We start from the raw sequence: 14,420 nt of genomic DNA on the forward strand, positions 1-14,420 counted from the left end.
AAACTTTTCCGCTTCGCGAGCCAATTCAAGTCGTGGGTTTCTTCGCAGGTCCGGGAGGGCTCGGCGAAGGCTTTACCTCATCAGGCAATGGTAAGCGATTAGCTATCGTCGTTTAGGTCGAGATGGACTCCGTTGCCCGTAAAACCTTGAGGCTAAGGGCATTCTTTCGCCGGTTGAGGCTGGCTAATTATGAAGGCTCACGCAGTCTGCATAGGCGACACTTCGCGGCATTTTCATTACACTCTGACACGATGTAGCATTTGGCGCCCGGTTGACGATTCGTCAAGCCTGGCTGCGCCGCGTGGTATGCGCAGGCCTGAGCTGCCGTCCTTCTGCGCTCCGTGCAGGTGGTCTTGGTGCATGTTCCCTATGAGAGATACCGGATGTCCATCCAAACCGAGCTGCGCAAATCGCAGCCCAACAATACCCACGAACAGCCCATTACCTCGGCTGCAGACCTGTCCCCCTCGACTGGCAAGATTTTCCGCGCCTCTACCCCAGATGACGAGCTGATCCAAAGCAAGCTGCAGCGTATTCAGGAAGGCGGCGAAATCCGCTACATGGACATGTTCGCAGGATGTGGCGGCATATCCCTTGGCTTTCTGACCGCCGGATTTACACCGGTCGCATCGATCGAAATGGACCCGTGGGCTGCGAAGTCGCACGGAGCCAACTTCGGCTCGCGCTCGATCGGAGGGGACAAGGAAGCGCACCACGCCCCGCGCGACGCGGTAACCGAAACCGCTGACACCGTCTTCGGCGATCTCGAGCTGCAGGGCTCCACGGACCGTCAGATCGATGTCCTCGTCGGCGGGCCACCCTGTCAGGCGTTCGCCCGTGTAGGCCGGGCTAAGCTCCGCGAGCAGGCCCGCCTGCGCGAAGAGGTAACCGCAGACCAAGCCTTTCTGGTGGATGGACGAGTCAGCCTGTGGGAGCGCTACGTCGCATTCATCCGTGCGACAAAGCCTGTTGCGCTTCTGATGGAGAACGTGCCAGACATCCTCAACCATGGCGGCACCAATGTTGCCGAGCTCGTTTCCAAAAGCCTTGCCGAAGAAGGCTACGACGTAGCCTACACATTGCTGAATTCCGTCTGGTACGGCGTTCCGCAGATGCGGGAGCGCATGATTCTGGTCGGCTTCCATCGCTCGACCGGCATCAAGCCAAGATTCCCGGTGCCAACTCACCATTTGGTTCTGCCATCCGGTTACACCAGCTCCAAGAATGCAGCGAGGCGGGTTATCAAAGCCGAAGGCTCGGCGCACCACCGCTGGATTCCCGATCCAACTCCCGACTCTCCCACGGCCACATCGGCCTCTGATGCGCTAGCAGATCTGCCGCACCGGTACGCCGAAGAAATGCTTCGCTCGGGTGCCATTCGTCGCGGGGCGAAAGACCCGTCAGAACCTGTCGAGTACACAGCAGAAAAACCGTCGACTGCCTATTCGCGGCTGATGCGGGAGTGGCACGGATTTGCGACTAGGTCTACGACTGGCCATGTTTTCCGGTATCTGCCGCGGGACTACAAGATCTTCGCTGAGATTCAGCCTGGCTGGGAGTACCCGCAGGTGCATGCCTATGTAGAGCAGAAAATTGCGAACTGGCTTGCCGACCGCAGGAGACTCGGTTTGCCCACCGACCCGAGAAACGCAGATGTCAGCACATACATAATGTCCTGGCGCATCCCGTATGACCCGGGAAAGTTTCCGAACAAGTGGTGGAAGCTCCGCGCCGACGCCCCGGTACGTACGCTGATGGCGCACCTTGGCAAGGACTCATATTCCCACATCCACTTCGACTCGAAACAGGCACGCACCATTACCGTCCGTGAGGCTGCGCGGCTCCAGTCATTCCCTGACGGCTTCGTTTTCAAAGGATCGATGAACCCGGCATTCAAGCAGATTGGCAACGCCGTGCCACCACTATTTGCCTATGCCATCGCTCGTGGAATGCGGGAGTGCCTGGGGGCACCGGAGACGCAGGACATGCGTGTAGCGTTGTTCAATTTGGAGCAATCACAAATCAAGACGACAGAGGGCAGGAAGTGAAGTTCACCATTCTCCGACTGCTTACTCATTCCGAACTCGGCATGTTTCATGAGTACCGCCGCCAGGGGAAGGAACGCGCCAAACAGCGTTCCATCAACTTCGACTGGGACGTCGTCGGCAAGGTTTTTCCTTCAGCAGAAAACCCGGACACTATCGCAATCACCTGCCGGCGTCTCGAAGACGAAGGTACCGTGGTTGAGATTGCTTCATGGCTCAAGCGGCAGCACAAAAATTGGAGATTCGAAGGCGATTGCCCGAAAAGCTCCTTTTACAGTTTCGTCGACCCAGGCGTCCTGTTCGCGATGGTAGTTGACGCCTCGAGCACCCCGGCCAAGGCATCCTGGGTTGTTATCCCGGAAGACCACCCAGCCCGCTCTTCGATCCTGGGCCATGGAGAGAGTGCCCAGCTCGGTAAATCCGCAATGATTGCGTTGTACGGTGACGAGGGCCAGTACTGCCAGACAGTGCTCTCGGATCACTTCCCGCAGCTATTCAAGGAGGCAGAAACAGTGTCCGTGACGTCACAAAAAGAAAATGACAACAACCGCGACGATGATGACGCCGCACCGGACCCGCTCGGTCTCTTCAAGATCCTGGCACGTGCCGGGCATAGCCTACCCAGCGCCGTGGCCGATCTGGTGGACAACAGTCTGTCGCATGGCGCTCGGGAGATCGACATCACCTTCCCGAATCCCAATGCGGGCGGCCGGTGGATGTGCATTCGCGACGACGGCACGGGCATGACTCCATCGGGTCTGCGCGGCGCCATGAAGATCGGGCAACAGCGTGAATATGGCGACGGCGATCTGGGCAAGTTCGGCTATGGGCTGAAGGGTGCGGCCTGGTCCCAGGCTGATCGACTGACGGTCGTATCGAAAGCTGCAGGGAACGAAAGCACGACACTCACCTGGGACAAGGACCATCTTGCCAAGACGCGCCGCTGGGCGCTTCTGACCGACCCGGTAGCTCCCGAACATACCTCGGCAGTGGACATCGGCGACACGGGCACAGCCGTGCTGCTCACGCAGATGCGCCCCTCGATGGAGCCTGCGAGAGGCAGGGCAGATTCTCCTTACGCGCAGGAACTCGCTGCCATCAAGTCGCACCTCGAACTGGTCTTTCACCGGTATCTTGAAGGGAAGGCGCGCGGGCACGAGAAGGTAATCATCCGGCTGAACAATGAAGCTCTGCTTGCTAACAACCCTATGGGGCACCCACTGACGAAAGAGTACGACCAGCATCGCATCGAACTTCCCGGCGCTTCTCAAGACAAGACGGCTGCCCTCTATGTTCGCGCATACGTCACGCCAAACGAGGCAGAGTTCGACGAATACATCAAGGATTTGCCGCCGCTGGAACAACGCGTCGAACGCGATCGCCACTCCCTGAATGGCCGCGCAAACGATGCTCAGGGCCTGTACTTCTATCGACTTGACCGCCTTATCAAATGGGGCGGCTGGGAAGATCTCTTCGCCAAGGATGAGCACACCAAGCTGATTCGTGTCGCAGTCGACTTCGACAGGCTGGCTGATGAGCAGCTACAGGTAGATATCAGCAAGCAGCTTATTCGCCTGCCCTTTGCGATCACCAAACCCCTCGGAGACCTGCTGAAGGGCCCTCGCTCAGCAGCCCGATCCCGGTACAACAAAAAGGAAAAAGCTGCGCCGACTCCGAAAGGAGGCGGCAAAATTGTGTCGCCGGCCGGCACGCCAGCGCCAGGCGGTTTCTTGCCTCCAACGACAGCAGCGGGAGGCACTCCCGTGGCGGATCCCGCTCCGGCCCCGGCTGCAAAGAAGGACAGAACTTCAATCCGCCTTGTCAGCAGCGGCGACAAGCCATGGCAACGCAAGACCGGGTTCAAGGGGGAGGAAGTCGAGGTCACCCCGCTGATGCCGACGCTGGTGACGCTCGTGCAGCTCATCGACAAGGATGCCGAGGCCAAGAACGCTCTTTCTGAATTCCTTCGCGCACTGGAGACGGCTGGTGTCCAGGACCAGCTGACGGATAAGGCCTGATGCAGGTCCGGCTTCCGCTTCCCCTTACATTGAAGCCCAGGCTGGCCCTGTGGACCGATGCAACTTCCTGGACCAACTGGTCCCGGCATGAAGCCTATCTGCGGGCACAGCCCAAATGGAAGCCGCACCAGATTGCGTCGGTCGCGGAAGAGTCACTGCGGATCATCTCGAAGACCACCCCGGTAAGTCGCCCGGAATTCCAGTGCCGCGGTCTGGTCGTCGGCTACGTTCAGTCCGGCAAGACCGCCAACTTCACGGCTGTGGCAGCGCGTGCAGCCGATGTCGGTTACCGCCTCATCATCGTTCTTTCAGGCATTCACGATTCACTGCGGAACCAGACGCAGAAGCGCCTGGATCTTGAGCTAGCCGGGACCGGCGTCGACTGGATCACGCTGACCGATGAGGTTTCAGACTTTCGTGAGCCAGAGGTGGCCGATGGATTCGCATCTACCGGTACCGTTCTGATCGTCGCGAAGAAGATTACGCCGATCCTGAAACGGCTCAACGAGTGGTTCGGCAAACTCGAAGGCCGGCTCGCTGATGTACCGGTTCTTCTCATCGATGACGAAGCCGATCAAGCCTCCATCAATACACGCGGAAATCGGCGCGACCCCAGTATCGACACCGACACCGATACTGAACCAAATGACGACGCGGCCCCGTCACTGACCAACGCCCTGATTCGCGACATTCTCAGAAAGATTCCGCGGGCCACATACATCGCCTACACGGCTACGCCATTCGCCAACATCCTCATCGACCCAGACGGCAGTGACAGCCAGGTCGGCGAAGACCTGTTCCCCAAAGACTTCGTCGTGCAGCTTCCGCGGCCGGATGGCTACACCGGAACGGAAGAGCTTTTCGGCGTCAGCTCGCAGGGCCGCGATGTACTCCGCCCTGTAGACGCGGCAGATGTGAAGGCTCTGAAGCCGAAGCAGCGCAAAAGAGGCGAAGCGATTGTTGCCCGGGGACCGCTGGATCTTCCCCAGTCGCTCGCCGATGCCCTCCTGACCTTTGCACTTGCCGGCGCCATCAGACTGCAGCGCGGCCAGTTGGGTAAGCCGAACACGATGCTCGTGCACGTATCCCATCTCCAGCAGGACCAGTTACGCATTGGAGGGGCGATCGAGGAACAGATCCGCAACTGGTTCCATCATGAGAACGCCGAACCCGGCGTGCTCAAGCAGATGTTCCGGTCAACGCTCGCGGGGCTGGGACCGGTAGATCTGCCTTGCAGCGAAGAGGTTCTACTGGAAGAGGCAGTGACGAACCTGGCTCGTCTGGTCGTCGTTGTGCTCAACAGCACGACGGGCGACGAGCTGGAATACGACGCCAAGCCTGGACGGCAACTCGTTGCAGTGGGTGGCAATCGGCTGTCGCGCGGATTGACGCTTGAGGGACTGACGATCGCCTACTTCCTGCGCACCACTACGCTGGCGGACGCTCTACTGCAAATGGCCCGCTGGTATGGTTTCAGGGCAGGCTATGAAGACCTGATCCGCATCTGGACAACCGAAGGCATTGCTCAGTGGTTTGTGGAGCTGGCGCTGGTCGAAGAATCCCTGCGTGACTCCATCACGGCACTCAATAAGGCCGGCCGCAGGCCTGACCAGATGGCCATCCGAATGCGCGCCCATTCAAAGCTCCTGCTCACCAGCAAGAGCAAGAGCAGGATGCAGACGGATGATGCACGGTCATGGTCTGGCGAGAACCCGCAGACGATCCTGTTCCCCATGCGGGATCGGGAACTGCTGGAGCGGAATTTGGACTTGGCGTCCGCCCTGCTGCGACAGCACCCCCCGACACAGGATGCATACGGCGGCGCCATAGCACACGATGTGCCGGCCGAGGACGTCGCACTGTTCCTGAGGCGTTATGAAGGGCATCCGAACAGCATTGCATTTCAGGGCGCAGAGATTGCCGACTGGATCCTGGAGCGAGCTGAAGCGGGAGAGCTGACGAACTGGACCGTGTTCGTAGCCAACCCGCAGCGGGAACGACAGGTACTCCTGGGTGGAAGGCCTTTCGGCCTTGTTCGACGTTCGTTGCAGGCCAACGAGTCGATTGGCATCTTGATCGATCCACGCCATGAAGGCGTCGACCTGCATGGCGGACCGGAGAACTACCGCGCTGGCTCAGGCTTCAATGCACGGGCAATGCGCGAGGACCGACCCGCGCAGCAGGGCCTGCTCCTGCTCTACCCCCTGGATCCCGAACCGCTCCGTGCGCCAACACAGGCGGTGCTGGGCCTCGCGCTTTCGCTGCCCCGCACTGCGGACGGCGAACAACGGCTTGTCGTGAACCGTGGGGTACGCAATGGTTGATATCACGCAAGACCATTGGGCAAGTCTGCGCGAGCAGCGACATCCGCACGAGGATATCTACGAACAGGCGGCCGAAGACCTCGAAACAGCGTTGATTGGAGTATCAGACGACGGACGCCTGCACCTGCTGCTGGCCGTAGATGTCGCCCCGCAAAACCTACCGCCGGACCTGCAAAGCCTTCAGGTCCGCATCCTGGAAGGCGGACGGACTTGGCTGGACGTTTCCGCACGCAGCCACCACGAAGAACTACTTACGCTGGTAGCCAACAAGGTCCTCCACGCCATCCACATTGAAGGCCGCGATCCTGTTGTCTCGGTTGAGCGCATCATCGACGATATGCGTGCGGCATTGCGCCCGATCGCACCTGAACTGAGTGTGGCAGAGCAGATCGGTCTTTTCGGCGAGCTTTGGGTGCTGTCCAACGTGTTGCTCCCGACCATCGGCCCTCGCGTCAGCCACCTTTGGAGCGGCCCTGAAAGGGAGCGTCATGATTTCATCGGACAGGGCGTCCACGTAGAAGTGAAGACCACCACACGATCGGAACCGAAGCACGAAATATCCCGTTTCGATCAGCTGAAAGCACCCGCCAGCAAGCGCCTACTGTTTGTCAGCGTTATGCTGGAGCGCAGTCTTGGTGGCGACGAAACGCTGGCAGACCGCGTAGATGAAATTCGGGAGCAATTGGTATCCGATGGGCGTGCGCTAGATGTTTTCGATTCACGCCTAGCACAACTCGGCTGGCACGAGGGCCTACGGCAGACAGGCGCACTCCTACGGTTCACATTTCGCGATGTCCATGTCTTCGAAGTTGCCGGCAACTTTCCTAGGCTCCCAGATGACTACGTTCCGCCACTCGGTGTAACAGGCATTAGGTACAGCATCAATGTCGGCAGCCTGCCGTCGCTCGAGGTATCGCAAGTTCATGAAGTTCTTCTAACCGCCTAACGCGTCACCGCACAATCTGCGCTGCCGTACGCCGCGGCAGGTTGTCGGTAAGCGCTCCATAAACCCAACTTAGTCAAAGACGGGGGCCCATCAACCTCAACTGCCTGATGCATCACTAGGCATCTTGAGCCCTAAGCGGACCAATTCAATGGTCATGAGGCTTTCGCGTGCAATCAGTGTGCAAAGATGGGTATTAGCTCGCGCTCAAGGTATTTGTGAAGGATGTGGTCAACCTGCTCCGTTTCTGAACGAGAAGAATGAGCCTTTTTTTGAAATCCACCATGTGAAACATCTTGTTGATGGCGGTACTGACAGCACATGGAACACAGTCGCTCTTTGCCCAAACTGTCATCGACGTTGCCATCACTCAATCGACAAACACGAGTTCACTCAGTCGCTTTAAAGCAAGGTAAAAGGATTGATAGAGAAGCCCAAGAATTGACCTCTGAGACGAGGTTGCTTGCCCCCACTGGGAGGCGCAGCAGCCCTTCTTTTTGGGGCTGATTCGCTGCCCAACGGGAATAAATCCACTCACTATAAGTCGGTGCAGAGCTCCGATGTTGTGGTGATATTGAGAATCGCGAGCAGGCTCACTCCCACAGGTTTGGGCTGTGCCCGGATTTTGCGGTGGGCTGAAAACAGTAAGTGCAACCCGCCCCGCCGCCCGCTATTAATACCCCTCCCCCTCAAGGACCCGAGCCCCCCCATGAAATTCAACCTCGCCTACTGCCTCAGCCTCGACGCCAAGCTGTCGATCTATGACGTGCGCGATTTGAATTTCGACGAGACCATGGCGTTCGATTCCGCCAAGGAACACTTTCAATGCCCCAACGATGCCTGTCGTTTGGCGTTCGACGTGGCGAACGAGTTGGGGACGTTCAACGCCAAGAATGTGAATTACGTGCGTACGCCGCACTTCAAGAACTTGCCGAGTACGCGGCATGTCGAGGGTTGTCCTTATGTCAGCCTGAAGACGCTAGCATCAGGCGTGGAGGCGGACGAGGCGGAAACGGATGACAGTCGCGAGGAGCATTTCCCGTCGGAATTGTTACTGACCCGACGTGAGTATGTGCGTCAGCCATCCAGCCCGGCGGTGGCGTCCGACACTCAGAATGAGCCCGCCACGCCTTCGACCGCCCATGGCGTCGAGCCGCCGAGCCAGGATTCGACGCCGGACAAGACCAGCGTCTTCGCCCACCCGGTGGAGTGTTTCGTGTCGAACTTCGACGAAAAGGACTTGCTCAAGCGCATGCCGTTGAAGATCGGCGAGCACACCGCAACGTACGCGGCGTTTTTCAAGAAGATCGAGTACCTGCAGGACAACAAGGGGCTGATTTACTGGGGCAAGATCAAGCAGATCAAGGATTACACCCAGAGTTTTCGCATCGACTTCGAGAAGAAGGTCTGGTTCGAGAAGAAGCCGTACTCGGTCAATGTTTACCTGAGCAAAAAGCTGATCGACACCTACCGCAAGCGCAAGGCGTTCCTGGAAGAGATCAAGCACGCCATCGAGAGCGGGCGCGAGTTGTACTGCTTCTTTTATGGCGTGACGCCAGAGCTGAAGCAGGTGCCGAGCAAGAAAAACCCCGAGCAGACGTTCGGGGTGTTCAGTGCCAACATTGAGAATCTGGATCACTTTATTGTGCGGGAGGCGCCGGGGGTGGAGGGAAAATGACCGCGCTCAGCCCAGGCCCATGCTGATCATCACCAGCACCAGCAACCCGACGTACACCCGCGCGTGAATCTGATCCGGTATGCGCCCGATCCAGGGCGTGGCCAGGCGAATCCCCACCACCGATCCAACCGTCAACACCGCAAACGCCAGCAGATCCACATAGCCGACAAACCACGGTCCCAGATCAAACGCACTGAAGCCGGCCATGGCCATGTAGGTCAGGGTTCCGGCCAGCGCCACGGGCAAGCTCAGCGGATTGGCCATGGATGTCGCCTGGGACATGCTCAGTCCGCATCGGCGCAATAACGGCACGGTCATGACGCTGCCGCCCACGCCGAGAAAGGTGGCAATGACGCCGATTCCCACACCGCCGCCAGACTGCTCTGACCGACTCAATCGCCGCGGATTTCGCTGATGGGTATGAGTGAGAAAACCGTCTCTGAACAGGCAATCCAGAATGGTCAGCCCCAAGTAGGCGATGAAGGCCAGACGAATGAGTTGGCCACTGGCCTGCATCGCGGCCACAGCGCCGAGTGCCGCCCCCACACCAATGAAGCCGCCTAACGGCCACAGGTAATGGCGAATGAGATGACCGGCGCGGTGGTGTTTTCCGGTGGCGATCAGGGCATTGACGATCATCACGCAGGTCGAGGTGGCGACGGCAATGTGCATCGCCGCCTGGCCGATGGGATCGTCGACGCCGTACCTGGCCATGATCATGCGGTACAGCAACGGCACCACGACAAAGCCACCGCCAAAACCAAACAACACGGCGGTAACGCCGCTCATGCAGCCGAAGAGAGTCAGCCATAGATAGAACATTGCACGTCGTCCGTTGGATGAGAGCAGTCGACGATAAAGCGCTGCGCCTTGGCCTGCTTCAGCAAGTCAGCCAATAATGTTTGCGTTTACGCCAACTGTGGGGCTGCCTGGATGCGCAATATTTCGATTGATCGGCTGGACGCCACGCCGCGTCCGGTCGTTGCCATCGGTACGGATTATGCCTACGGCCAATGGTTGCCCCGTCATACACACCGTCGCGCGCAATTGTTGTACGGCGCCACGGGGGTGATGCAGGTGACCACGCACGACGGCAATTGGGTGGTGCCGCCGCAACGGGCGGTGTGGATTCCGGCGGGGGTGGCGCATGAGGTCTTGATGCTGGGGGTGAGTACTCGCAGTGTGTACATCGAGCCGAGCGCGGTGGATTTGGGCCAACGCTGTCAGGTCATCAGCGTGTCGCCGTTGATGCGACAGCTGTTGATGGAGGCGGTGGAGATTCCGCTGGAGTACGCCGAAAACAGTCGCGACGCCGCTCTGATCGCTTTGCTGCTGCACGAACTGGCGCTCAGCACTCACCTGCCTCTGCATATTCCGCTGCCGCTTGATGCGCGCCTGCTCGCGTTGTGCCAGGCCTTTGTGCAGCGACCCGACGCCCATCAGTCGCCGCAACAATGGGCCGATCAATTGCACATCAGTTTGCGCACGTTCAATCGCCTGTTTCGCCAACAGACCGGGTTGAGTTTCAGCCAATGGCGGCAACGCGCCTGTGTGGTGCTGGCACTTGCGCGGCTGGTCGCGGGTGAACCGGTGACGCGCATTGCCCTGGATTTCGGTTACGACAGCCCGGCGGCATTCTCGACCATGTTTCGACGCATTTTGGGCCAGCCACCATCCGTCTGGTTGGAAGGGGCGAAATAGCAGAAATCGAAAAATCAATTTGATCCGGGCCAAAAACAACTGTACAAAAACACAGTAATTTTTGAATCAACACTCTCGAGCCCGGAGAACACCATGGCCTCTCAAGCGATGAAAATCACCCTGGAACGTATCGCCCTCTTCCAATTCACCCCGGCCCACTGCGCCCAGGCCCGAGCGATGCTGGGCTGGAGTGTGGAGGAACTGTCTCGCGAATCCGGGGTTTCGGTGGAGGCCATTCAGCGCTTCGAAGCGGAGCAGGATGTGCTGGATGTCACCCGACTGACGCTGGCGTATCGATTTGAAGCCGAGGGGATGGTGTTCTTCCCGGGGTTTGCACCGGGGCGCGGAATGAACCTGAGAGGTTGTACCCCAAATCCCATGGAGCGGGCGGATTTTGCGATGGTTGAGTAATCAAAGGCATCGGTTGACGATTATTCCCAAATAGGTATATTTTCGCATGAGTACAAGGAAGCCACTCCTGTGGGTTGATAGCAGCAAGAAAGACCTCAAGCAATTTCCCGCAGATGTACAGGATGTTTTTGGGCACGCTCTCGATCTGGCGCAAAGCGGTAAGAAACATCCCGACGCCAAACCCCTCAAGGGCTTTGGAGGTGCCGGAATCCTTGAGTTGATTGAGGATTTCAATACGAATACCTACCGCGCCGCTTATACCGTTCGCTTCGGTAGTGCCATTTATGTTCTGCACTGCTTTCAGAAAAAGTCGACTACTGGCATCAGAACCGCGCAGTGCGACATCGATCTGATCAGGATGAGACTTCAAGCCGCGCAGGATCATGCGAAAGGATCAGAAAATGATTGAAATCGAAGAAAGCAGCGGGAACGTCTACACAGACCTGGGGACTCCCGACTCCAATGAAATGCGAGTCAAATCCCAGCTGGCCGCAAAAATTGGTGAAATCATCAAGGCACGCCATTTAACCCAGATTCAGGCGTCAGAAATTTTAAGACTGTCGCAGCCCAAACTTTCCGAGATGCTGCGCGGCAAGTTTCGAGGGATCAGTGAAGCCAAGATGATGGAGTGTCTACTGCTACTTGGGCGCGATGTGCAAATCGTCGTCAAATCGGCCCCCCGATCACGAAAAGAGGGCCGGCTTGACGTCGTCTTTAACTGAAACGCCAACCAGCCAACGCAGCTCATGCGTTCTGCACAGTCACCCGATCACTCTCCCCTTCCAGCGCCAACCACCAGGCGTCACCGCGCTGCGGGTACATGAGGTTGAACGCCTCGCCCATCTGCGGTGTGGTAATCGAAACGCTGCGCTCCCAGGCCAGGGCCAGGATGCGGTCGAAGGGTTCGTACCAGGCGTGCATCGACAGGTCGAAGGTGCCGTTGTGAATCGGCAAGAGCCAGCGACCCTTGAGGTCGATGTGGGCTTGCAGGGTTTGTTCCGGTTGCATGTGCACGTGGGGCCACTCGACGTTGTAGGCGCCGGTTTCCATGAGGGTCAGGTCGAACGGGCCATATTGTTCGCCGATGTGTTTGAAGCCGTCGAAGTAGCCGCTGTCGCCACTGAAGAAGATCCGTGTGTTGCCTTCGATCATCACCCACGAAGCCCAGAGGGTGCTGTTGCCATCGAACAGGCCGCGACCGGAGAAGTGTTGTGACGGGGTGGCGACGAAGCGGATGCCATCGACTTCGGTGTCCTGCCACCAGTCCAGTTGGCGGATCTTGCTGGCGTCGATGCCCCATTTGATCAGGGTGTCGCCCACGCCCAGCGGCGTGAGGAAGTACCTGGCCTTGTCGGCGAGTTGCATCACTGCCTGATAGTCCAGGTGATCGTAGTGGTCGTGGGACAGGATCACCGCTTCAATCGGTGGCAACTGGTCAAGGCTGATCGGCGGTTGGTGAAAGCGCTTGGGACCGGCCCATTGCACAGGCGAAGCCCGTTCGGCGAAGACCGGGTCGGTGATCCAGAATTTGTCCCGCAACTTGAGCAGCACCGTGGAATGGCCAAGTCGATAGATGCTGTGGTTCGGCGCGGCAATCAACGCCGCCTGGGTCAGGGTTTGCACCGGGACCGGCGCGCTCGGACGGGTGTCTCGCTGCTTGTGGAAGATCATGTTCCACAGGATGCGCAGGGTCTTGCGAAAGCCTTCACGCTTGAACGGTGAATGATTGAGGTATTGCCCTTCTGTCTGACGGGACGCTTCAGATGCGGCAACGATGTCCGCGGGGGAAGTGGTTTTGGCCATGACTGAATGACTCCAGAAAAACCGCAAGCAATCGGTTTCTCAAGGTTGGACGATAAATGGCCAAGGCATGCACGCATCAGCCGGATGGTTCCATTGTTCACCGGGCAGGATTAACAAAACATTACACTGCACGGTGTAGTTTCTAGGTTGCATCAAAGCCGATCACAAGTAAACTGCCAAGTGTAATTTTCACCCCCCTTTGCCGAAGCGTACTTATGACAGCTCCACAGCGCCTCACCGACCGAAAACGCGAAGCCATCATCCAGGCAGCGATTGCCGAATTCCGTGCCAACGGTTTCGACATCACCAGCATGGATAAGATCGCCGCCACTGCCGGCGTGTCGAAGCGCACGGTGTACAACCATTTCCCCAGCAAGGAAGAGTTGTTCGCCGAAATCCTCAATCAATTGTGGGCCCGTCTGACAGCCGAAAAGGAAACGCCCTACCAGACTGGCTTGGCATTGCGCGATCAGTTGCGCCCCCTGTTGATGGCCAAGCTGCGCATGCTGGGCGATGACAATTTCCTCGACCTGGCGCGAGTGGCTATCGCGGCGACCATCCATTCCCCTGAGCGCGCACAGGATATGGTGGCTCGCCTGGGTGAGCGCGAAGAAAGCCTGACGGTGTGGATTCGCGCGGCCCAGGCCGATGGTCGGTTGAAAGCAGTCGATCCTGCGTTTGCTGCGCAACAGGTTCAGGGCCTGCTCAAATCCTTCGCCTTCTGGCCACAGGTTTCCATGGGGTTGCCGGGCTTGTCGGCAGACATGCAGGGCTCTGTCGTGGAGTCGGCACTGGATATGTTCCTGGCCTGCTACCAGTTGCCATAAATGACAATGTGCGGGCGTTGTCCCACATTGGGCAGCGACGGATAGAGCGGCGCAATGTGTTTCAGAATGAAACTGACAGCAAGGTTATAGTGAGTCCAGGTTCCAACCTCCACCAGAGATCACCATGAGCACGACACCCAACAACAAACCCGCCGCCCCCGTCGATCACCTGCGCTTCCATCGTCCTCACGCCCACCTCGCGCCGACCTTTGGCGATGACAAGTTCGCCCTGCGCGCCGAGGCCTTTGCGCGGTTCTTTGGCACGCCAACTTTTCTCGGTGCCCAAACACTGATCGTCGCGGTGTGGATCGCCCTCAACATCTCCGGTGTGACCCACTTCGATGTCTATCCCTTCATCCTGCTCAACCTGGCGTTCAGCCTGCAGGCGGCGTATGCCGCACCTCTGATTCTGCTGGCCCAGACCCGTCAGGCGGCGCGGGATAAAGCGCAGTCCGATGCCGATGCCCAGCATCGTGAAGCGCTGGCGACCGCCAACAGTGAGCGACAGGCAGAGGCGGCGAAGAACAACTCGCACCTGCTGGAACTACTCGAGCAAAACACCCGCCTGACTGAACTGACCAAGGCGCTCAGCGAGCGCATCGAAAACCTGACCTCGGAAATGCATCAGCACGTGTTGAATTCGACGCCATCAAAAAGCTGATCGGTTTAG

14 protein-coding genes are annotated in these 14,420 nt (G+C 58.4%); 12 read left to right on the forward strand and 2 right to left on the reverse strand.

Annotated features, from left to right (window positions below; translation table 11 throughout):
* Positions 1-383 precede the first annotated feature (383 nt).
* From BLV61_RS09545 to BLV61_RS09570, 6 genes are all read left to right on the forward strand, one after another.
* A complete protein-coding gene (locus tag BLV61_RS09545) occupies positions 384-2,048 on the forward strand; it encodes a DNA cytosine methyltransferase (RefSeq protein WP_090464442.1) in 1,665 nt (554 codons plus the stop codon).
* Positions 2,045-4,063 (forward strand): ATP-binding protein, encoded by a 2,019-nt coding sequence (locus BLV61_RS09550; RefSeq protein ID WP_244159845.1) that lies wholly within the window; start codon positions 2,045-2,047, stop codon positions 4,061-4,063. The genes BLV61_RS09545 and BLV61_RS09550 overlap by 4 nt, the downstream gene beginning before the upstream one ends.
* Entirely contained in the window at positions 4,063-6,387 is a 2,325-nt protein-coding gene (locus BLV61_RS09555) for a Z1 domain-containing protein (protein ID WP_090464445.1), read from the forward strand. The genes BLV61_RS09550 and BLV61_RS09555 overlap by 1 nt, the downstream gene beginning before the upstream one ends.
* A complete protein-coding gene (locus BLV61_RS09560) occupies positions 6,380-7,333 on the forward strand; it encodes a PD-(D/E)XK motif protein (RefSeq protein WP_090464448.1) in 954 nt (317 codons plus the stop codon). Before BLV61_RS09555 ends, BLV61_RS09560 begins: the two co-directional genes overlap by 8 nt.
* A gap of 154 nt (positions 7,334-7,487) precedes the next feature.
* The gene (locus BLV61_RS09565) at positions 7,488-7,736 is read left to right on the forward strand and encodes an HNH endonuclease signature motif containing protein (protein ID WP_244159971.1); all 249 of its coding nucleotides are present in this window, start codon (positions 7,488-7,490) and stop codon (positions 7,734-7,736) included.
* A 303-nt stretch (positions 7,737-8,039) separates the two neighbouring features.
* Entirely contained in the window at positions 8,040-9,008 is a 969-nt protein-coding gene (locus BLV61_RS09570) for a hypothetical protein (RefSeq protein WP_090464454.1), read from the forward strand.
* A gap of 6 nt (positions 9,009-9,014) precedes the next feature.
* Here BLV61_RS09570 and BLV61_RS09575 read toward each other — a convergent pair whose 3' ends face one another.
* Positions 9,015-9,830 (reverse strand): sulfite exporter TauE/SafE family protein, encoded by an 816-nt coding sequence (locus BLV61_RS09575; RefSeq protein WP_090464457.1) that lies wholly within the window; start codon positions 9,828-9,830, stop codon positions 9,015-9,017.
* Positions 9,831-9,941: 111 nt separating this feature from the next.
* On the opposite strand from BLV61_RS09575, the gene BLV61_RS09580 reads away from it, so the two are divergent.
* The 4 genes from BLV61_RS09580 to BLV61_RS09595 all read left to right on the forward strand — a co-directional run bounded on the left by BLV61_RS09580 (position 9,942) and on the right by BLV61_RS09595 (position 11,842).
* Positions 9,942-10,709 (forward strand): AraC family transcriptional regulator, encoded by a 768-nt coding sequence (locus tag BLV61_RS09580; protein WP_090464460.1) that lies wholly within the window; start codon positions 9,942-9,944, stop codon positions 10,707-10,709.
* Positions 10,710-10,802: 93 nt separating this feature from the next.
* Positions 10,803-11,120 carry a helix-turn-helix domain-containing protein gene (locus tag BLV61_RS09585; RefSeq protein ID WP_090464463.1) on the forward strand — a complete coding sequence of 106 codons (318 nt, stop codon included), beginning with the start codon at positions 10,803-10,805 and terminating at the stop codon, positions 11,118-11,120.
* Positions 11,121-11,166: 46 nt separating this feature from the next.
* The gene (locus BLV61_RS09590; protein WP_090464466.1) at positions 11,167-11,529 is read left to right on the forward strand and encodes a type II toxin-antitoxin system RelE/ParE family toxin; all 363 of its coding nucleotides are present in this window, start codon (positions 11,167-11,169) and stop codon (positions 11,527-11,529) included.
* Positions 11,522-11,842 carry a helix-turn-helix domain-containing protein gene (locus tag BLV61_RS09595; protein WP_090464468.1) on the forward strand — a complete coding sequence of 107 codons (321 nt, stop codon included), beginning with the start codon at positions 11,522-11,524 and terminating at the stop codon, positions 11,840-11,842. Before BLV61_RS09590 ends, BLV61_RS09595 begins: the two co-directional genes overlap by 8 nt.
* A 22-nt stretch (positions 11,843-11,864) precedes the next feature.
* Here BLV61_RS09595 and BLV61_RS09600 read toward each other — a convergent pair whose 3' ends face one another.
* On the reverse strand, positions 11,865-12,923 hold the full coding sequence (locus BLV61_RS09600; protein ID WP_090464471.1) for an MBL fold metallo-hydrolase: 1,059 nt from the start codon (positions 12,921-12,923) through the stop codon (positions 11,865-11,867).
* 215 nt (positions 12,924-13,138) lie between these two features.
* Between BLV61_RS09600 and BLV61_RS09605 the strand changes: the two genes are divergently transcribed.
* Together BLV61_RS09605 and BLV61_RS09610 are read left to right on the forward strand one after the other, a co-directional pair.
* Positions 13,139-13,750 (forward strand): TetR/AcrR family transcriptional regulator, encoded by a 612-nt coding sequence (locus BLV61_RS09605; protein WP_090464473.1) that lies wholly within the window; start codon positions 13,139-13,141, stop codon positions 13,748-13,750.
* A 124-nt stretch (positions 13,751-13,874) separates the two neighbouring features.
* Positions 13,875-14,411, forward strand: coding sequence for a DUF1003 domain-containing protein (locus tag BLV61_RS09610; protein ID WP_047532396.1), 537 nt, complete (start codon positions 13,875-13,877; stop codon positions 14,409-14,411).
* Positions 14,412-14,420: the final 9 nt, after the last annotated feature.

This window comes from Pseudomonas mohnii, from assembly GCF_900105115.1.
Lineage (GTDB): Bacteria > Pseudomonadota > Gammaproteobacteria > Pseudomonadales > Pseudomonadaceae > Aquipseudomonas > Aquipseudomonas mohnii.